This is a genomic window from Pseudomonas sp. WS 5027 (genome assembly GCF_012985695.1).
Lineage (GTDB): Bacteria > Pseudomonadota > Gammaproteobacteria > Pseudomonadales > Pseudomonadaceae > Aquipseudomonas > Aquipseudomonas hygromyciniae.
In genome coordinates this window covers 103,488-124,216 of the sequence record NZ_JAAQWU010000018.1, presented here as the reverse complement: position 1 = coordinate 124,216, position 20,729 = coordinate 103,488, and the positions used below count along the sequence as shown (strand labels likewise).

Annotated in this window: 13 protein-coding genes and 1 riboswitch; of the genes, 2 read left to right on the top strand and 11 right to left on the bottom strand. The window is 61.3% G+C overall.

The window, feature by feature from the left end; translation table 11 throughout:
* Positions 1 to 61: 61 nt before the first annotated feature.
* The 4 genes from csrA to ltaE all read right to left on the bottom strand — a co-directional run bounded on the left by csrA (position 62) and on the right by ltaE (position 5,541).
* A complete protein-coding gene (gene csrA / locus HBO09_RS21210; RefSeq protein WP_003178872.1) occupies positions 62 to 250 on the bottom strand; it encodes a carbon storage regulator CsrA in 189 nt (62 codons plus the stop codon).
* A gap of 182 nt (positions 251 to 432) precedes the next feature.
* Positions 433 to 1,674: an aspartate kinase gene (locus tag HBO09_RS21205; RefSeq protein WP_057439706.1), complete on the bottom strand. Its 1,242-nt coding sequence runs from the start codon at positions 1,672 to 1,674 to the stop codon at positions 433 to 435.
* Positions 1,675 to 1,771: 97 nt separating this feature from the next.
* Positions 1,772 to 4,390 carry an alanine--tRNA ligase gene (alaS, locus tag HBO09_RS21200; protein ID WP_169999236.1) on the bottom strand — a complete coding sequence of 873 codons (2,619 nt, stop codon included), beginning with the start codon at positions 4,388 to 4,390 and terminating at the stop codon, positions 1,772 to 1,774.
* Positions 4,391 to 4,536: 146 nt separating this feature from the next.
* A complete protein-coding gene (gene ltaE, locus HBO09_RS21195) occupies positions 4,537 to 5,541 on the bottom strand; it encodes a low-specificity L-threonine aldolase (protein WP_169999237.1) in 1,005 nt (334 codons plus the stop codon).
* A gap of 185 nt (positions 5,542 to 5,726) precedes the next feature.
* Positions 5,727 to 5,896, top strand: a riboswitch (FMN riboswitch).
* 115 nt (positions 5,897 to 6,011) lie between these two features.
* Between ltaE and HBO09_RS21190 the strand changes: the two genes are divergently transcribed.
* Complete coding sequence (locus tag HBO09_RS21190) at positions 6,012 to 6,521, top strand: 6,7-dimethyl-8-ribityllumazine synthase (RefSeq protein WP_169999238.1); 510 nt, start codon at positions 6,012 to 6,014, stop codon at positions 6,519 to 6,521.
* A 116-nt stretch (positions 6,522 to 6,637) separates the two neighbouring features.
* On the opposite strand, the gene astE is transcribed toward HBO09_RS21190, so the two are convergent.
* From astE to HBO09_RS21155, 7 genes are all read right to left on the bottom strand, one after another.
* Positions 6,638 to 7,642 (bottom strand): succinylglutamate desuccinylase, encoded by a 1,005-nt coding sequence (astE, locus tag HBO09_RS21185; RefSeq protein WP_169999239.1) that lies wholly within the window; start codon positions 7,640 to 7,642, stop codon positions 6,638 to 6,640.
* 12 nt (positions 7,643 to 7,654) lie between these two features.
* Positions 7,655 to 7,945, bottom strand: a complete 291-nt coding sequence (locus HBO09_RS21180) for a hypothetical protein (protein ID WP_029294458.1) — start codon at positions 7,943 to 7,945, stop codon at positions 7,655 to 7,657.
* Between the two features lie 23 nt (positions 7,946 to 7,968).
* Positions 7,969 to 9,315, bottom strand: coding sequence for an N-succinylarginine dihydrolase (gene astB, locus HBO09_RS21175; protein WP_169999240.1), 1,347 nt, complete (start codon positions 9,313 to 9,315; stop codon positions 7,969 to 7,971).
* Between the two features lie 152 nt (positions 9,316 to 9,467).
* Positions 9,468 to 10,937: a succinylglutamate-semialdehyde dehydrogenase gene (gene astD / locus HBO09_RS21170; protein WP_169999249.1), complete on the bottom strand. Its 1,470-nt coding sequence runs from the start codon at positions 10,935 to 10,937 to the stop codon at positions 9,468 to 9,470.
* Positions 10,934 to 11,959 carry an arginine N-succinyltransferase gene (astA, locus tag HBO09_RS21165; protein WP_169999241.1) on the bottom strand — a complete coding sequence of 342 codons (1,026 nt, stop codon included), beginning with the start codon at positions 11,957 to 11,959 and terminating at the stop codon, positions 10,934 to 10,936. Before astA ends, astD begins: the two co-directional genes overlap by 4 nt.
* Before the next feature lie 51 nt (positions 11,960 to 12,010).
* Complete coding sequence (gene aruF, locus HBO09_RS21160; protein ID WP_169999242.1) at positions 12,011 to 13,030, bottom strand: arginine/ornithine succinyltransferase subunit alpha; 1,020 nt, start codon at positions 13,028 to 13,030, stop codon at positions 12,011 to 12,013.
* A 228-nt stretch (positions 13,031 to 13,258) separates the two neighbouring features.
* The gene (locus HBO09_RS21155) at positions 13,259 to 14,479 is read right to left on the bottom strand and encodes an aspartate aminotransferase family protein (protein ID WP_169999243.1); all 1,221 of its coding nucleotides are present in this window, start codon (positions 14,477 to 14,479) and stop codon (positions 13,259 to 13,261) included.
* Positions 14,480 to 14,791: 312 nt separating this feature from the next.
* On the opposite strand from HBO09_RS21155, the gene HBO09_RS21150 reads away from it, so the two are divergent.
* Positions 14,792 to 20,704, top strand: coding sequence for a DUF6543 domain-containing protein (locus tag HBO09_RS21150; protein WP_169999244.1), 5,913 nt, complete (start codon positions 14,792 to 14,794; stop codon positions 20,702 to 20,704).
* Positions 20,705 to 20,729 lie beyond the last annotated feature (25 nt).

The following is a 20,729-nucleotide window of genomic DNA, read 5'->3' as shown; positions in this document are numbered from 1 at the left end:
CAACACGGGGCGTATATTAACCAGCTTCATCCCCGTTTGCAAACATAAAAAACGATAAAAATTAATGGCTTGGTTCGTCGTCCTTCTCTTTCTTGATCCGCAGGTAGATTTCCTCACGGTGGACGGCCACCTCTTTGGGGGCATTGACCCCAATCCGCACTTGATTGCCTTTGACGCCAAGCACGGTCACGGTGATTTCTCCATCACCAATAATCAGGCTTTCTGCGCATCGACGAGTCAGAATCAGCATACCTTTCTCCTCACGCATTTCATTTCGGGAACAACAGTCTGCAAAAAAAGCCTTGGCCCCATAACCCAGCGGCTATGAGCCAACATGCCTAAGTATTGTCGAGCACGGGCAAAAGAACAGGCCTGCACCCTCACCCGACAAAAAAGAAAGGCGCGGATCAACCGCGCCTTCCTGGCAACGCGTTACTCGCCCTGTCGAGCCGGCGCATCCAGTTCAAAAGCAGTGTGCAATGCACGCACAGCCAGCTCCAGGTACTTCTCTTCAATCACCACCGACACCTTGATCTCCGAGGTGGAGATCATCTGGATATTGATGGTTTCCTTGGCCAGGGACTCGAACATGCGGCTGGCAACACCCGCATGGGAGCGCATGCCCACACCCACGATCGACACCTTGGCGATCTTGGTATCACCCACCACTTCACGGGCGCCGATCTCCTTGGCAGTGTTCTGCAGGATACGTTCGGCCGCGTCGTACTCGTTGCGGTGCACGGTGAAGGTGAAGTCGGTGGTGTTATCGTGCGCAACGTTCTGCACGATCATGTCGACTTCAATATTCGCGCCGCTGATCGGCCCGAGAATCTTGAACGCCACGCCCGGGGTGTCTGGCACGCCACGGATGGTCAGCTTGGCTTCATCGCGATTAAAGGCGATGCCGGAAATGATCGGCTGTTCCATGGATTCCTCTTCATCAATAGTAATGAGGGTGCCCGGACCCTCTTTAAAGCTGTGCAATACGCGCAGCGGTACGTTGTACTTGCCGGCGAACTCCACCGCACGGATCTGCAGGACCTTGGAACCGAGGCTGGCCATTTCCAGCATCTCTTCGAAGGTGATCTTGTCCAGGCGCTGCGCCACGGACACCACGCGCGGATCGGTGGTGTAGACGCCATCCACATCGGTATAGATCTGGCATTCGTCAGCCTTCAGAGCTGCCGCCAGCGCCACACCGGTAGTGTCGGAGCCACCACGGCCCAAGGTCGTGATATTGCCGTGCTCGTCAACGCCCTGGAAACCGGCGACAACCACTACGCGACCGGCCTTCAGGTCACCACGAATCTTCTGGTCATCGATCTGCAGGATGCGCGCCTTGGTATGCGCGCTGTCTGTCAGGATCCGTACCTGGGTGCCAGTGTAGGACACCGCCGGCACGCCACGCTTGTTCAACGCCATGGCCAACAGGGCAATGGTCACCTGCTCGCCCGTAGACACGATCACATCCAGCTCACGCGCCAGCGGAGCCTGATCACCACTGATTTGCTTGGCCAGGTCGATCAGGCGATTGGTCTCGCCGCTCATGGCCGACAGCACCACAACCAGGTCGTCGCCGGCATCGCGGAATTTCTTAACCTTGTCGGCGACCTGCTCGATTCTTTCGACAGAGCCGACCGAGGTGCCTCCAAATTTCTGTACGATCAAAGCCATTTCTAAGCCGCCTCAGCCCGTAAAGGAGCGCCCAATAAACAAATCTTCCAGTACCTAGGCAAGCCCATGACTAGATCATAGGCCCGCCGACAGCGCCTTAAATACCGGCCTCGACAAATGGCACGGTCAGGGCCAGGGCCGCGTCCAGGGCTCCAGCGTCTACACCACCGCCTTGCGCCATGTCCGGACGACCGCCGCCCTTACCGCCCACTGCCGCAGCAGCTTGCTTCATCAAATCACCGGCCTTGAGTTGGCCAGTCAGGTCCTTGGTTACACCGGCAACCAATACGACCTTTTCCTCATGGACACTGCCGAGCAGGATCACTGCGCGGCCGAGCTTGTTCTTCAACTGATCGACCAAGGCCAACAGCGCCTTGCCGTCCTGACCGTCCAGGCGTGCGGCCAAAACCTTCACGCCCTTGATGTCCAGCGCCGAGGCCGACAAGTCGTCGCCCGCCGCGCTGGCCGCCTTGGCTTGCAACTGCTCCAGCTGTTTCTCCAGCAGGCGGTTGCGCTCCAGTACGGCAGAGAGCTTGTCGATCAGGTTGTCACGGCTGCCCTTGACCAGGGTCGCCGCTTCCTTGAGTTGCTCTTCGGCCGCATTGAGATAGGCCAGGGCCGCAGCACCAGTCACTGCCTCGATACGCCGTACACCGGAAGCCACACCGCCTTCGCTGATGATTTTCAGCAGGCCGATGTCGCCGGTGCGCTTGGCATGGATACCACCGCACAGCTCCACGGAGAAGCTACCACCCATGCTCAGTACGCGTACGTTGTCGCCGTATTTCTCGCCGAACAGCGCCATGGCGCCTTTGGCCTTGGCGGTCTCGATGTCGGTTTCTTCGGTTTCCACCGGGGTGTTCTTGCGCACTTCGGCGTTGACGATATCTTCCAGGGCCTTGATCTGCTCAGGCTTGATCGCTTCGAAGTGGCTGAAGTCGAAACGCAGGCGCTGGCTATCGACCAACGAACCCTTCTGCTGAACGTGCTCGCCCAATACCTGGCGCAGTGCGGCGTGCAGCAAGTGGGTGGCCGAGTGGTTCAGCGCAGTGGCGTGGCGCACGTCGGCGTCCACCTGGGTTTCCACTGGCGCGCCCACGACCAGGCTGCCCGACGCCAGCACACCGTGGTGCAGGAATGCGCCGCCGGTCTTGGTGGTGTCACGCACATCAAAACGACCGGAGGCTGCCTTGAGCACACCACAGTCGCCAATCTGGCCACCGGATTCAGCGTAGAACGGCGTCTGATCGAGGATCACCACGCCTTCATCGCCTTCATTCAAGACGTCAACCGATTGGCCATCTTTATAGAGGGCAATCACCTTGGCCGAGCCGTTGGTGGCGGTGTAGCCGGTAAATTCGGTGGCCACGTCAACCTTGACCAGGCTGTTGTAGTCCATGCCGAAGGAACTGGCCGAACGAGCACGCACGCGCTGGGCTTCCATCTCGCGCTCGAAACCGGCCTCGTCGAGGGTCAGGTTGCGCTCGCGGGCGATATCGCCGGTCAGGTCCATCGGAAAGCCGTAGGTGTCGTAGAGCTTGAACACCACATCACCCGGCACCACGTCGCCTTTCAACTCGGCGAGGTCTTGCTCGAGGATTTTCAGGCCCTGCTCCAGGGTCTTGGCGAACTGCTCTTCTTCAGCCTTGAGCACACGTTCAATATGCGCCTGGTTCTGCGCAAGCTCGGGGAACGCCTGGCCCATCTCGGCCACCAGGGCCGCGACGATCTGGTAGAAGAAGCTGCCGCTGGCGCCCAGCTTGTTGCCGTGACGGCAGGCGCGACGAATGATGCGACGCAGCACGTAGCCACGGCCTTCGTTGGACGGCAGCACGCCATCGGCAATCAGGAAGCCGCAGGAACGGATGTGGTCAGCCACCACCTTGAGCGATGCCTGGTCGTCGTTGGCGCAGCCGATGGCCTTGGCCGCCGCCGCCAGCAGGCTTTGGAACAGGTCGATTTCGTAGTTGGAGTGCACGTGCTGCATCACCGCACTGATCCGCTCCAGGCCCATGCCGGTATCCACCGACGGCGCTGGCAACGGATGCAACACGCCATCGGCGGTGCGGTTGAACTGCATGAACACGTTGTTCCAGATCTCGATGTAGCGGTCGCCGTCTTCTTCTGGCGAGCCCGGCGGGCCACCCCAGATATCGGCGCCGTGGTCGTAGAAGATCTCGGTGCACGGGCCACACGGGCCGGTATCGCCCATGGTCCAGAAGTTGTCGGAGGCGTACGGGGCGCCTTTGTTGTCGCCGATACGCACCATGCGCTCGGCCGGCACGCCGACTTCCTTGGTCCAGATGTCGTAGGCCTCGTCATCGCTGGCGTAGACGGTGACCCAGAGTTTTTCCTTCGGCAGTTTCAGCACGCCAGTGAGGAAGGTCCAGGCGAAGTTGATCGCATCTTGCTTGAAATAATCGCCAAAGCTGAAGTTGCCGAGCATTTCGAAAAAGGTGTGGTGACGGGCGGTGTAGCCGACGTTTTCCAGGTCGTTGTGCTTACCACCGGCGCGCACGCACTTCTGGCTGCTGACAGCACGGGTGTAGGCGCGTTTTTCCTGGCCCAGGAAGCAGTCCTTGAACTGGTTCATCCCCGCGTTGGTGAACAGCAGGGTTGGGTCATTGCCTGGGATCAAAGAGCTGGAGGAGACACGGGTGTGACCTTGCTCTTCGAAGAAGCGAAGGAAGGCTTCACGGATTTCTGCGCTTTTCATTAGGTTCTTCCACGGAGGCTGCGGCCAAAGGCCAGTGCGCAACATCATCAGACGGAGCGACGGCAAAGGGCCGCATTATATCGGCCCTTTGCCGGTGGTACAGCGTGTTTATACGATAGAAACAGTCAATTAGACGGTCTGCACTGTCATTTCCGGGAAAACTCGACAAATGTTGCCAACACTTGTTCGATCTGTGCCCGACTGACGTCCAGGTGCGTGACCATGCGCAAGCGCGCAGCGGCGCTCAACTTGATCCCGCGATCCTCGGCGAAGGCCTTCAGGGCCTGGGCCCGCTCGCCGATCTGCACGTAGACCATGTTGGTCTGTACCGGCTCCACGCTATAACCGGCCTTGCGCAGTTCGTCGCCCAGCCACTGGGCATTGGCGTGGTCTTCAGCCAGGCGCGCCACCTGATGGTCCAGGGCATACAGCCCCGCCGCCGCCAGTGAACCGGCCTGGCGCATGCCGCCACCGACCATCTTGCGCAAACGACGGGCCTTGGCGATCAACGCACTGGAGCCACACAGCACCGAGCCAATCGGCGCGCCAAGGCCCTTGGACAGGCATACCGAGACCGAATCGAAATGCTGGGTAATCTCCCGCGCATCCACACCCAGCTTGACCGCTGCGTTGTACAGCCGCGCGCCGTCCAGGTGCAGGGCCAGGCCATGCTCACGGGTAAATGCGCGTGCGCCAGCCAGGTAGCTCATGGGCAGCACTTTGCCCTGCATGGTGTTTTCCAGGGCCAGCAGCCGGGTACGGGCAAAGTGGAAGTCGTCCGGTTTGATCGCTTCTGCGACCTGGGCCAGGTCCAATGAACCATCCGCCTGGACTTCCAGGGGCTGCGGCTGGATCGAACCCAACACCGCCGCGCCGCCGCCTTCGTATTTGTAGGTGTGGGCCTGCTGGCCGACGATGTATTCCTCGCCCCGCTCACAGTGAGCCATCAGCGCCAGCAGGTTGCTCATGGTCCCGGTGGGCACGAACAGCGCGGCGGCAAAGCCCAGGCGCTTGGCCAGTTCGGCCTCCAGGTGGTTGACGCTGGGGTCTTCACCGTAGACATCATCGCCACTCGGCGCGCTGGCCATGGCATCGCGCATGCCTGCAGTGGGTTGGGTCACGGTGTCACTACGAAGATCAATAACAGACATCAAGCTGGCCTCTGCGTATGGGGAGTTCCCTGTTGTAACCGATTACTGCGGGTATCACCGGCAAATATCAACCCTACCCTTGTAGGAGACGGCCTGAAAACCTATCGATAGTCGATATTAACAAGCACCCTATGCAGTTTTTTGAAATGTATGGTAAAAACTCTCCGCCGCCAGGGTTCTGGTGGCAACGTTCTCAGGGCGGGGTGTAATTCCCCACCGGCGGTAATTGCGCGCAATGCGCATAGCCCGCGAGCGCTTGGCGCCTCGAACTGCTCACGCAGGACGGCGGCAAGGTCAGCAGACCCGGTGTGATCCCGGGGCCGACGGTCATAGTCCGGATGAAGAGAGAACGGGATTGGCGCCTAAGGGCCGTGTGCGAGAAGTCATGCCTGGCATGATCGATTCGGCCGTACCCTTAAATCCCATTCGATTCATAACGCCCTGTTTTTTTCATAAACAGGAGTCAGAACATGCAACCCACCGCAATCGACAGCAAGAGCAAAAACCATCACGGTGAGCGCGTCGCGTTTATCCAGGCTTGCTGGCACAAAGATATTGTTGATCAAAGCCGTAAAGGCTTCCTCGCCGAAATGATCGCCCAGGGCTACCAGGAGTCGGATATCGATTTCTTTGAAGTCGGCGGCGCCTTTGAAATGCCCCTGCACGCCAAGCTGCTGGCCAAGTCCGGTCGCTACGCCGGCATCGTCGCCGCGGCCCTGGTGGTGGACGGCGGGATCTACCGCCATGAGTTCGTCGCGCAATCGGTGGTCAGCGGCCTGATGCAGGTGCAGCTGGAAACTGAAGTGCCGGTGTTCTCGGTGTCCCTGACGCCGCACCACTTCCATGCCGGCCAGGAACATCACACCTTCTTCTTTGAGCACTTTGTGCACAAGGGCAAGGAAGCCGCGCAAACCTGTGCCGATACCCTGCACAAGATTCGCGCCATCCGCCGCAATGAGCCACGTGCCTTAGCAGTCTAAGCCGTACCGCAAAACCAATTGTGGGAGCGGGCTTGCTCGCGAAAGCGGTGGATCAGTCAATACATTGGGTGACTGATCCACCGCTTTCGCGAGCAAGCCCGCTCCCACATTTGGGTTCAGGCCAGGCCGGCGTCCGTGGTCGGCACAATCAGGATGCCCGCCCGCAAGCCATTCTTGACCTTCGGATTAGGGAAGATGATGCGCGCGCCCTCCTCCTCGATCACCCAGCGGGTCTTGGCAATGTCCTCGGCCAGCAGATAGCCCTTCTCCAACTCCGAAAAATTCTCCACGTCCGCCGGCAAATGCAGGGTGAAGGCATCGCTGTGCTTGATGACTTCCCGGGCCACGCTGAACAACTTCAGGCCGTCCAGGCTCTCGGTGGCCGGCTCGTTGCCTTCGATGATCTGCTTGAGGCGGGTTTCCAGGCGCGATACATCCACCCCCTGGTTCTGTCCGAATGGGCGGGCCTTGCCCAGTTCCAGGGTGAACGACTCGGCACCTAACTGCTCGTAGGTAAACGCGGTGAAGGTGATGGAGGTCTTGTTCTGCAACAGCACCGCTTCCATCCCGGCCGCGCGCAGGCGGGCCAGTTCGGCGCGGGAGTGCTGGCGCCCTTCTTTGAAAGGATAAAGCGCGAACTGCTCGATCTTCGAGCCGCGAATCGCGGTGTGCAGGTCGTAATGCAGGCGCGAACGGCCAGGCACGCTGAAGAAGGTGCGGGCCAATTGCTCAAGCTCGGCGGCGCGCATGGCTTCAGGGCCGATGTTTTGTTCGTGGCGGCCGTTGAACAGCCGGTTGATGTCATGCTCCAGATAACGCTCGCCGCGACGCATGGCCTCGGGGTTACCGAACAGGAACAGAATACGGGTACGGGGCTTGATCTCCCCACGGGCGATGCCATGCAACAAGCGGTCGGCCAATTCGATCGGCGCGGTTTCGTTGCCATGGATGCCGGACGACAGCAGCACATCCGCGCCATTGTCCCGTGCCTCAGGAGGCCGCACCTCAAGCGCGCCCTCACTGAGCCAGCGCATTTGCACGCCGTCGACAGTCAGTTGAATTTTTTGCGCCGGTTCACGACCGGCGAGGGTCAGTTCAAGCAGTTTGCCGAGGGCGAGCATAGAGCAGCTTCCTTAGTGGTTGCAGCCTGGGCCGTGGACGTGATCGTCATCATCACCTTCAACGTCGGCCGGTTCCATTTCCAGCTGCAGGCTCATCAGGTTGGTAGCCAGGGGACGCATCAGCAGGTTGGCGTATTCGGCATCACCCTCTTCCACATCCACGCCGATCAGCAGTTGGCCACGGCCATCGTGCTGGATCCAGATTTCCTTGCCCTGCCACACCACGGCCAGGCGGGTGCAGGAGGTTTCCAGCTGGGTGCCGTCGGTGTCTTCAAGGATCAGCTTCAGGGTATCGGTGGTCATAAATAGGTCTCAGCCGTGGGGCATTAATTGATCTGGAAAGGATATACCGCGCCCAGTTTAAGGATTTGCGTCAGTTCATCCAATGCCGTGCGACACTCGAGCAGCAGCTGCGGGTCAGCCAGGTCGGTTTCGCGCAAGCTGTCGCGGTAGTGCTTGTCGACCCATTGGGTCAGCGTTTCATACAGCGGTGCAGTCATGATAACCCCTGGATTGACCGCCGCCAGTTCAGCCTCCTTCAACGCCACGCGCAAACGCAGGCAGGCCGGGCCACCGCCGTTCTGCATGCTTTGCTTGAGGTCGAAGACTTTCACTTCGCCGATTGGCCCGGCGGAACTGGTCAGGCTTTGCAGGTAGTGCCAGACGCGTTCGTTGTTGCGGCACTCTTCGGGCACGATCAGCAGCATCGAGCCGTCGGCGCGACTCAGCAACTGGCTGTTGAACAGGTAGGAGCGCACGGCGTCTTCGACACTGACCAGGGCGCGGGGCACGCAGATCGCCTGGAAGTTACCGCCAACCTTGCCCAGCTTGGCCTGCAGCTCGGCGAGCATCTGTTCGGTATTGAGGAACGCATCCTCGTGATAGAACAGCACTTCACCGTTGCCCACAGCGATCACGTCGTTGTGGAACACCCCGGCATCGATCACCGCCGGGTTCTGCTGGCCGTAGACCACCCCGTCATCCTGCAGGCCGTGCAAGCGCGCAACTGCCTGGGACGCTTCGAGGGTCTGGCGCGCCGGGTACTTTTGCGGCGCCGGGTAGCGGGTGTCGAACGCACTGCGGCCAAACACGAAAAATTCCACGCCGGCCTCGCCATATTCGCGGCAGAAACGCGTGTGGTTGGCCGCGCCTTCGTCACCGAACTGCGCCACCGCTGGCAACGCGGCGTGGTGGGCGAAGTGCTGCTGATCGGCAAACATCGCCCCCAGCACGCGGCTGGTGGTCGGGTGTTCGATGCTGCGGTGGTATTTGCAGTTGAGGTTGGCGGCGGTGAAATGCACGCGCCCGTCAACGGTGTCGGCGCTCGGGCTGACCGTGGCGGCGTTGGCCACCCACATGCTCGATGCGGAACAGCTGGCAACCAGCAACGGCATGGCGTGCTTGGCCGCCTGCTGGATCACCTGGGCATCGCTGCCGGCAAAGCCAAGGCGGCGCAGCGCGGCCACATCCGGACGCTCCTGGGGTGCAAGCACGCCTTGCACAAAACCCATGTCCATCAGGGCCTTCATTTTCGCCAGACCCTGTAGCGCCGCTTCCTTGGGGTTGGAGGATTGCTGGCTGTTGCTCTGGGACGCGACGTTGCCGTAGGACAAACCGCCGTAGTTATGGGTCGGCCCCACGAGACCGTCAAAATTGACTTCACAGGATTTCATCGGCGAGGCTCCACGAACATCTGTTTTTATAAACAATCTTCATCACACCACAGATCGAATGTGGGAGCGGGCTTGCTCGCGAAGGCGGCGGACCAGTTACCTAATCTATCAACTGACAGACCGCATTCGCGAGCAAGCCCGCTCCCACATTTTTAGATCAGCGTAATGCCAGGGGTGAGGGTTGCTGGCAGCACCAAACTCGGGGTCTCCAACGACGCCACCGGGTACGCGCAATAATCCGCCGCGTAGTAGGCACTGGCGCGATGATTGCCCGACGCCCCTACCCCACCAAATGGCGCGGTGCTCGCCGCGCCGGTCAGTTGTTTGTTCCAGTTGACGATACCCGCACGGCTTTGCAGCCAGAACTGCTGGTAGCGCGCCTCGGAATCCGACAGCAACCCTGCGGCCAGGCCGTATTGGGTGTTGTTGGCTTCGCGGATCGCCGCTTCGAAATCCGCGTAGCGAATCACTTGCAGCAACGGGCCGAACAGCTCTTCATCCTCACGCTCGGTCACGGCAGTCACGTCGATGATGCCAGGCGTCAGCAAGGCTGCCTGCGCCTGGGGCTGGGTCATTTCCAGCAGCGCCACGGCGCCGTTGGCCAGCATCAACTCCTGGGCATCCATCAAAGCCTTGGCCGCGCCCAGGGAAATCACCGAGCCCATGAACGGCGGCGGTTGCTGGTCGAACGCGCCCACGGCAATCGTCGCGCTGACCGCCACCAGGCGCGCCAGCAGTGCATCACCCCAGGCGCCTTCCGGCACCAGCAGGCGCCGGGCGCAGGTGCAGCGCTGGCCGGCCGAAATGAAAGCGGACTGGATGATGGTGTAGACCGCCGCATCGACATCGGCCACTTGATCGACCACCAGCGGGTTGTTGCCGCCCATTTCCAGCGCCAGGATCTTGTCCGGACGCCCGGCGAATTGCTGGTGAAGATGGTTGCCGGTGCGGCTGGAGCCGGTGAAAAACAAACCGTCGATACCCGGGTTGGCGGCCAGGGCAATCCCGGTCTCCCGCGCGCCTTGCAGCAGGTTCAAGACACCCGCAGGCAGGCCGGCTTCGACCCAGCACTGCACGGTCAACTCGGCCACTTTCGGGGTCAGTTCGCTCGGTTTGAACAGTACGGTATTACCCGCGAGCAAAGCCGGCACAATATGCCCGTTGGGCAAGTGGCCGGGGAAGTTGTAGGGACCGAACACCGCGACCACGCCGTGCGGCTTGTGGCGCAACACAGCGGTGGCGTCGCCCAGGGGGCCGCTCTTCTCGCCGGTACGTTCGCGGTAGCTTTGCACCGAGATCGCGATTTTGTTGGCCATGCTGGTGACTTCGGTAGCCGACTCCCACAGCGGCTTGCCGGTTTCTTCGCCGATACAACGGGCGATTTCATCGGCGCGGCTTTTCAAGGTCGCGGCGAAGGTTTCCAGCACGCCGATACGCTCTTCCAGCGGGCGCATGGCCCAGGCCGGGAACGCCTGGCGGGCGGCCTGCACAGCGGACTCGACCTGCTCGACGGTGGCGCCATTGCCGGCCCACACCACTTGCTGGGTCACCGGGTTCAGCGACTCAAAGCGTTCACCCTGGCCAGCCAGCCAGCTCCCTGCGATATACAGCGAATTCATTATTTCGACTCCCGGGCAGCAGACAACGATACGGCACGCACTTGATCACCGGCCACCAGTTGCAGGCGCTTGGCGGTCAGCGGATCGACCACCAGGGTGCCAGCCGCCAGGCGCGCCGGTGCGGCGGTGATGCGGCAATCTTCACGTTTACGGTTATGCATCAGGAACGGCGTGGCGTCGTCCCCCGGCGTGCCGATGGCCAGCACCAGCGCCTGGCTGTCGCGCACCGCACGGATCTTGCTGGTCTCACACTCCACAGCGGGACCTGCGTCGAAGATATCGACATAGCCCTGGTAGCTGAAGCCTTCGCTCTTGAGCATGCTCAAGGCCGGTTCGGTGTCGGGATGGACCTTGCCGATCACGTTACGCGCGTCCTCGGACAAAAAGCAGGTGTACAGCGGGAACTTGGGCATCAGTTCGGCGATGAACGCCTTGTTGCCCACGCCGGTGAGGTAGTCGGCCTGACTGAACTCCATCTTGAAGAAGTGCCGGCCCAGGCTTTCCCAGAACGGCGAACGCCCGGCGTCATTGGACACACCGCGCATCTCGGCAATGATCTTGTTGCCGAACAGCTGCGGGAACTCGGCAATGAACAGCATCCGCGCCTTGGCCAGCATGCGGCCGTTGAGGCCGTTGCGGTAATCGGCATGCAGGAACAGTGAGCACAGCTCGGAGTTGCCCGTCAGATCGTTGGCCAAAAACAGCGTGGGGATCTCGCGGTAGATATTCAGTTCCTGGGAGGCGCTGACCGTCAGGCCGACCCGGAAGTTGTACCAGGGCTCACGCAGGCCGACCGCACCGGCGATGGCGGAAATTCCCACCACGCGGCCTTCGTCGTTTTCCAGCACAAACAGGTAGTCGGCATCACCACGCCCGGCTTCGCCGCGAAAGGTCTTTTCAGCCCAGCCAACCCGGTGGGTCAGGCGCTCTTCGTTGGCCGGCAAGGTGGTAAGGCCGGTGCCGGTGCTGCGCGCCAGATCAATCAGGGCCGGTAAATCGCTGCTGCGTACGGGACGAACGATCATGCTATCTCCTCGGACGGGCCGCCTGTTACAGACCACCCGTTAAACTCTGCTTTAAACCGCTACCAGACGCACACTGGCGCCTTCGCCGACGCCCAGGGCTTCGGCTGCTTCCAGGTCCAGGGTCACCGGCTTGCCTGGCGCGTAGTCCAGCTCCAGCATCACCGCACGGTAGTCCTGCAACTGCGCGTTGCTCACCAGGTACTGGCGGCCAACGCCCTTGACCATCTCGCCGATCTTCACCGGCACCACGCGGCTCTGGGCAATCGAACGGATGCCCGAAACCCGCGCATGCAGGGTCGGGCCACCGTCGAAGATGTCGATGTAATGGTCGGTTTCAAAGCCTTCGCGCATCAGGATGTCGAAGGTGATCTGCGCACGCGGGTGCACCTGGCCCATGGCTTCCTGGGCTTCGTCAGGCAACAGCGGCACGTAGATCGGGTAATGGGGCATCAGTTCGGCGAGGAACGTGCGGCTCTTCAACCCGCACAAGCGCTCGGCGGCGGCGTAGTTGAGGTCGAAGAAGTTGCGGCCGATGGCATCCCAGAACGGCGAATCACCGTTCTCGTCGCTGTAGCCGACAATCTCGGTCACCACCGAGTCCGCAAAGCGCTCGGGGTGGCTGGCGACAAACAGCAGGCGGCCACGGGAATTGAGTTCCGACCACGCCGAGCCCACCAGTTCCGGCACCACGTAGAAGCTGGTCAGCAAGCTGTTGCCGGTCAGGTCGTGGCACTGGGACAGGACGTGGATCTTGTTGTGGATCTTCAGCTCGCGGGACGCGTGGACGAAAGTCTCGTTGCGAAAGCTGTAGAACGGTTCGGAATACCCAGCCGAAGCGACGATGGCCGAACAGCCCACCAACTTGCCGGCGGCGGTGTCTTCGAGGACAAAGAAATAGCTTTCTTCACCATTGAAACTCACTTCGGCAGCGAAGGACGCTTCGCTGGCGGCGATCTTGTCGCTCAGGCGTTCAACGTCATCCGGCAGGGAAGTGACACCAATCGGGCTATCCGCAGCCAGACGCTGTACCTCGCCCAGATCAGCCATTTGCGCGGGGCGCATCACCAGCATGGTGTCACTCCTTAACTCGAAAAACTCACAGAGGAAAAAATGCCGGACACGGGATCTGGATTCACACAGATCCAATGTGGGAGCGGGCTTGCTCGCGATAGCAGTGTGTCAGTTGATGAGTCAGGTGACTGATCCACCGCTATCGCGAGCAAGCCCGCTCCCACATTGACCGAGCCCGGCACAAAATTTTTTATCCCATGCTCAATCGCTTGAGCATGGGACGGTCCATCAGGCTTGCGTCAGCGTTTTTACAGCACGTTCGAAACGGTCCAGACCTTCAGTGATATCCGCTTCTTCCACCACCAGGCTCGGGGCAAAACGCACCACGTCCGGGCCGGCTTGCAGGATCATCAGGTTTTCTTTCTCGGCCGCGTTGAACACGTCCTTGGCCTTGCCTTTGAACGCGTCGCTCAATACGCAACCGAGCAGCAGGCCCATGCCGCGTACTTGGGTGAAGATCCCGTATTGCTTGCCGATCTGCTCAAGACGCGCCTTGAACAGGTCGTGCTTGGCGTTGACACCGGCCAGCACCTCGGGGGTGTTGATCACGTCGATCACCGCTTCGGCGACCGCGCACGCCAGCGGGTTGCCGCCGTAGGTGGTGCCGTGGGTACCGACCACCAGGTGCTTGGCCAGGTCTTCACGGGTCAGCATCGCGGCAATCGGGAAACCACCGCCCAGGCTCTTGGCGCTGGTCAGGATGTCGGGCACCACGCCGTAATGCTGGTAGGCAAACAGGTGGCCGCTGCGGCCCATGCCAGTCTGCACTTCGTCGAACACCAGCAGCGCATTGTTGGCGTCGCACAGGTCACGGGCGCCTTGCAGGTAGGCAAGTTCGGCCGGCAATACACCGCCTTCGCCCTGGACCGGCTCCAGTACCACCGCGCAGGTCTTGTCCGACACGGCGGCCTTCAGCGCGTCCAGGTCGTTGAACGGAACGTGGGTGATGCCGGTGATTTTAGGACCGAAGCCGTCGGAGTACTTCGACTGGCCGCCGACGTTGACGGTAAACAGGGTGCGGCCGTGGAAGCTGTTGAGCGCGGCGATGATCTCGTATTTCTCGCTGCCGAAACGGTCGAACGCCACGCGACGGGCCAGCTTGAACGCGGCCTCGTTGGCTTCGGCGCCGGAGTTGCAGAAGAACACGCGCTCGGCAAAGGTCGCATCGATCAGCTTGTGGGCCAGGCGCAGGGCCGGCTCATTGGTGAAGACGTTGGAGACGTGCCACAGCTTGTTGGCCTGTTCGGTCAATGCACCGACCAGCGCCGGGTGGGCGTGACCCAGCACGTTCACTGCGATGCCGCCGGCAAAGTCGATCAGCTCGCGACCGGCCTGGTCCCAAACGCGGGAGCCTTCGCCACGCACAGGGATGAAAGCGGCAGGTGCGTAGTTAGGCACCATGACCTGGTCGAAATCGGCACGTTGCACCGGGGCTTGCTCAACGGACATCGGAGTCTCCTGAAGAGGAACGCCTGCCTGGAACTGGCGGGCGATGCAGGGATTGTAAGGACAGTTTTCAGAGCGGCCTTGCCGCCAAGCGACAACTTCTTATAGCGCCAACCCGCGTTTTTCGCGGGTTTACGCCAATGCGACAAATAGCGTCGCAAAGGCGCAGTTTAAACCGTGCAACGGCTTTGTGGGCAGGGGATGACAGGATCTTCGCAAATCCCCATGACGCACCCGCGCTAACTGTCTACCGCCTGCACAACCTTGCGCACTGGTTTGCTGAAGGCACTTCAAGAGCCATCAAGGACAGGCATCATGGCGCAACCGCTTGCAACCCAATCCCCACACCTCGACATCCTCACCAATGCCATCCCGCCCTGGCTGGGCACCGCGTCACCCGCCAAGCGTGCGGTACTGGCCATCGACACACCGGTCATTGCCGACTGGTACCTACGCGCCACCGAGCAGCAGCACGCGCACCTCAAGCACCTGAACGGCGCCGCCTGGACCGCACAAAATCGCCTGGACAAAGCCCTAGTCGCCCTGCAGAGCCCCGAGACCTTTGGCGCCGCACGCCTGCAGGCGGCGCTCAAGGATGAGTTCGGCATCGACACCGACGTGCGCACGACCTACCTGCAACTGTATGTGCCCCTGAGCCTCGCCGGGTTCACGGTCAGGCCGGGGGCGGCGAGGACATGGTCGGTCTCGTTGCTTGACGCGGCCCTGCATAATTTCGAAACCGACGAGCCCTACGAGCAGCACTCAGGATTCAGCACCCAGCCAACGCCGACGGGCCAATTCACCCAACTGCCGGATCTGGACGCAAAGATCAGCATCGCGCAATTCACCCAACTGTGCCGACGCCTGGATATCGGCGCGGCCTATCAACGCTATCTGGATGAGTATCTGGACCTCGACAACCCCGTGGCCCGCACCAGCCTGGAATACTGGCTCAAACAGAGCCATCTGGGGGCGCTGCAATTGGCGCTGTACATGGCCCTGCTCAAGAACGACCTGCCTGCCGCCAGCCATGACGCGGTACTCAACCTGCTCAACAATGGCCATACCGCACACAACGACTGCCCGACGCTAGTGGCCCATGACCTGCGGATCATGGACTGCAACCTGACCGGCATCGTACTGTTTGCGCCGAACCTTGAGCGCAGCACCGAAGTGGTGCCGCTGATCGCCTATATTCCCGACGACCCGCTGCACCCGGTCAAACACTACCCCAGCAGCACGGCGTTCATGCAGAGCCTGGCCGCCAGGCTGCGGGCCACGGACTATCAACAGTTTTTCAGCCGGTTTGTCCGCCATGAAGACGCCGCAGTGTTTTTTGCCGACCTCAACCAACGCCTCGGCCAAGTCTCGTGGCATCCGCACACCGCAGGCGATCCGCTGCCCAGTTGGCGCGACACCCCAACCCAACGGCCCAACCTGCAATTTCGCGGCCTGGAAATCAAAGGCGACCTGTTCGCCCATCTGTTCCAGATGAAACTGAGCAAGCTGCAAGCCGACAGCCAGAGCCGCGCTGTCTCCACCGCTCGTGTCGACCAGAACGCACGCTGGCGACGCTGGGCGTTCATTCAGAAAATCGCCGAAAGTGTGTTACAGGTCATCGCCTTTGTGGCCCTGCCATTCATCCCGCCCCTGGGCGCGCTGATGTTGGCGTACACCGCCTATCAGGTCCTCGACGAAGCCTTCGAAGGGATTGTCGACTGGGCCGAAGGCCTGCAACGCAAAGCCCTGGAGCACGCCTTGGGCCTGACGGAGCAACTGGTGCAACTGGGCCTGTTTGCCACCGGCATTCCCATCGCCACCGCACTGCTGCGCAAGGCTTTGCCCCAGCAGATGCTGGAGTTTTTCGAAAGCCTGCACCCCGTCAAGCGCCCCGATGGCCAACCCCGCCTGTGGCAACCGGACCTGAGCCCCTACCGCCAGGATATGACGCTGCCAGCCGGTGCCCGCCCTGACGCGCAAGGCCTGCACTTGCACAACGACAAACCCATCCTTGCCCTCGACGGCGCGCATTACCACGTGCAAGAAGACGCCGGGCGCTACTTCATCCACCACCCCACACGCCCTGAAGCCTATCGCCCACAGGTCATGACCAATGGCCAGGGGGCCTGGGTCACTGAACTGGAAAACCCGCTGAGTTGGGACCGCACCACCCTGATGCGCCGCCTCGGTTATCAGACCGACACCTTCAGCGATGAGCAACTGGCACAGGCCCGTGACAGCAGCGCCACCCACGACAACACCCTGCGTAAAATGCATGCCACCCAGCAGACGCCCCCTCCACTGTTGGCGGACAGTCTCAAGCGCTTTGGCATCGACCAGCAGCTGCAGGACTTCCTGGCGCAACTGAACAGCGACGATCCAGCGGTCTACGCCAATGCCGATCCACAGACCCAGTTGCAGTTACTCATCAGCTACGGACTGTGGCCTTCGAGCAAGACCCTGCGGGTACTCGATGCCAGCGGCAGAACCCTCTGGGAGTTCCCCGGTGAAGACGGAGCCAGCACCGTGCAGGTGCTGGAGGCGCAACTGCACAACGGCGATTTGCTGCCGACCCTGATCGAAGGTTTGAGCGAACCGGAGCGCAAACAGCTGCTGGACGAAGAGTTCGGCCTGCCGCCCTCCTCCAGCCGCACCCGCGCCAGCGCCTTGCGCAAGACCCTGGCGCGGCTTGCCGAAAACAAGCGTTTCTCGTTATTCGATTCACGCTACCGGGGCCTGGACCGCACCTCCGATGCCCGGGCCCAGAAAATCATCGACAGCGTCCCACGCCCCGGCCTGCCCGCGCCGGTGGCCGAAGAACTGCTGGCCAGCGCCAGTGGCGAGGAACTCAAGGCCATCGACGCCGGCACAGTCCCCCCGCGCCTGGTGGAACTGGCCGAGTGGTCGCTGCATGAAGTGCGCACCACCCGCGCCTATGAGGGGCTGTACCTGGACACCGTAGAGAACCCGGACACGTGCCGGCTCGCCCTGCACTCCCTGGAAAACCTCAGCGGCTGGCCGACGTGGATACGCCTGGAGGTCCGCCAGTATCGCGCCGACGGCCCGCTGCTGGATGCGATCGGCCCCACCCATGCGTTAACCCAAAGGACCCTGGTGGTCACGCCGGACGGCCAGTACATCCCGGAAAACGGCCAGGGTGCGCTGTTCGGCAGCACCGACTTTTACACCGCCATCCTGCAAGCCCTGCCCGACAGTGCGCGCGATGCCCTAAAAATCCATATCGGCCAAGGCCCGCGTCTCAAGCAGGCGATCGGCCAATCCCCGGTGGACCGTCCGACCCTGCGCACACTGCTCGATACCGACCCGCTGCACAAGCCCGCCTACGACCCCAATGTCATGCGCTTACGCGGCGGTATGGACGGCTACCTGCCCGCCGCTCCCGAACAGCCGGGGCCCCGCCGCGGCCCGTCGCTTGAGCAACAACTTCAGAGCCTGCGCCCGCAACTGACGCCGGCGAGAATCCGCGAAGTAATAGCCACCCTGCAAAACACCCCCGGCGGTGCACAGGCGGAGCTGACGCGGCTGCGCAACGAATACATCCAACTGGACCTGGCCCTGGTGGTCTGGGAATCGCAAACGCCGCGTACCCACCTCAACACCGGCGCCCCGTTGAGCGCGACTGACCATGAGTACCTGCGCCGTGATCGCAGCCTGTTTTCCCACCAGATACGACGGGCCTGGCGCCAGGAAACCGCAATCGACCACTTTTACGAATCACCGGCCACCAACGGCTATACGCTGCGTCTATCCGCCCCTCTGCTCGGCGAATTGCCGCCACTGACTGCCCGCTTCGAGCACATATCCCATCTGGAACTGCAAGGTGCCCATCAACACATCGAAGTCGATGGCTTCCTGCAGTTGTTTCCAAGACTGCGGCACTTGAGCCTGCGCAATATTGACCTGGGCGAGCTGCCGCCCTGCCTTGCTTCAGTCAACAGCCTCAACGAACTGATCCTGAACAATTGCAATATCCGCTTGACCGAACACAGCCAGGCCACCATCAGCGCGATGACGAACCTGTTGACCCTGGACCTGTACAACAACCCCCTGAGCCTGATTCCAAACCTTGAGCAGATGCCGCAGCTGCAATACGTGGACCTGGCCAGCACCGGCATCGAGCAGGTCCCCCGCGGCCTATTGAGCCGGACTCACCTGACGTTGGTGATGCTGTCCAATAACCGGATCAGCACACTGCCCCACGCACTGTTCGACTTGCCCACTGACATCACACGGCATTTCGATCTGTCCGATAATCCGCTGTCAACCGAAGCGCTTGAACGTGTCAAAACCTACTTCCAGCGCAACCATTACTATCTGGAAGCCACCCCTCAATACGCTGATCGGGAGCAAGCCAGACGGCTGTTCCCCTCACTCAGCGCCGATCAGATCAACCGGTTCATCTATAGCCTGCCTGGTGACCTGGCGGCTGGCCGAACCGAGATGACCCGACTGGAAGGCGAGCTCCCGAAAATCCGCCTCGACAGCCTGGCCTGGGCCAATGACAGCACAGTCGACACCGTGGAACACGACCTGCGCCAGCGCTTCATCAACGCCCTGGAGGCATGCTGGCGTCGTGACACAACCGCAGGCGACGCCGCCCATGGGCAAGCCATGCCCAGCTACGAATTCAGCCTGTTCATTCCAGTGAGCGGCGAGTTGCCCGCCCTGCGCACCTCGTTCAATCACGTGTCGGTGCTCGCCCTCAAAGGATCGGGCTCGAACCTGGGGCTGGATGCGTTCCTGCAGAGTTTTCCGGCGCTCACCGCGCTGCACATCGAGAACTACACACTGGGTGAACTGCCACAGATCAGCCATCTGCCTCGACTCGCTTACCTGGTGCTGGACCGCTGCGCCATAGGTTTGTCGCCCACCACCGCGCAAACCCTGCAGCGTATGACTGAACTCAGGCATCTGAACCTGGACAACAACCCCTTGGCGACGCTGCCGGACTTCAGCCAAATGCCACAGCTGGTCAGCCTGTCACTGCGCAATACCGGCTTGACCGAGCTGCCGCCCTCGCTGATTCACCCGCCCACAATACGTGTGCGCGTGGATTTGAGCCAAAACACCCTACATGAACTGACAGACGAAGCCTTCCTCTTGCCGCCCACCGTCAGCGGCGCCTTTGACCTGTCGGCCAACCCCTTGTCGCCCTCGACCTTGCGGCGAGTGAAGAGCTATTGCCGGGCCAAGGGAGAACACTGGAACGCCGATATCCCCGCCCACCAGCTGCAGCGCCTCAATGACCTTTACCCCACGCTCTCGGCGCGCGACAGCAAGCGCATCTTCTTTGAGCTGCCGGGCGAACTGGAGGACGCTGACACACAGATCAGCCGCCTGAGTGCCGAATACGAACAACTCAACAACGGCCTGCAAGTCTGGGCCCTGGATGTCCCCGCCATGGCCGAGGTACGCGACCCGGCCTTCAACGAAAACGCCCGCGCCGAGGAACAGATTCGCCGCCTGGGCTTCAAGGAATTGCTGCTGCGCTGCTGGCGCAGAGAGACGGAATACGACGAGAACGAATGGCCAGCCAGCCGCAGCTACAAGCTGATGTTCAACGGCCAGTTTCTCGGGGATCTGCCGGCGCTCAATGCGCGCCTGGAGCATGTCTCGCAACTGGAACTGATCGGTGACGGCAGGCGCAGACGCGCAGACGATTTCCTGCGCGCATTCCCCAACTTGACCAGCCTGACGATGGAGAGCCATGCCCTGCCGAGCATTCCCGACAGTGTGTTCAATCTCCAGCGTTTGCGGCAGCTCAAGCTCAACGACAATTTGATTCGCATCAGGCCGGACAGCGTCGAGCAATTGTCGAGCCTGACCGACCTCAACGTCCTGGACTTGAGCGACAACCCGCTTGGCCACAGCCCGGACCTGAGCAATTGCACACGCCTGATCATGGTGTACCTGCACAACTGCGAACTCAATGAGGTGCCGCCAGGGACATTCAGCCTGCCACGCTTGCGGGTCCTGGACTTGAGCGACAACCTGATCCAGCACTTGTCGACAGACTTGCTGGAAATGCCGCTGCCACTCAACGACGACTCGGACCTGAGCGGCAATCCCTTGTCCATCGCAAGCATTGCGATATTGCGCAGGTATTACCAGCAGACGGGTTATGAGTTGGGTGTGCAACAAGCGATGTTTGACGAAGAGGGGATCGCGCTGACACCGCCCAGTACGCCGGAGCCCATGGAGGAGTGATGCTGTTGTGGCAAGGGGGCTTAAC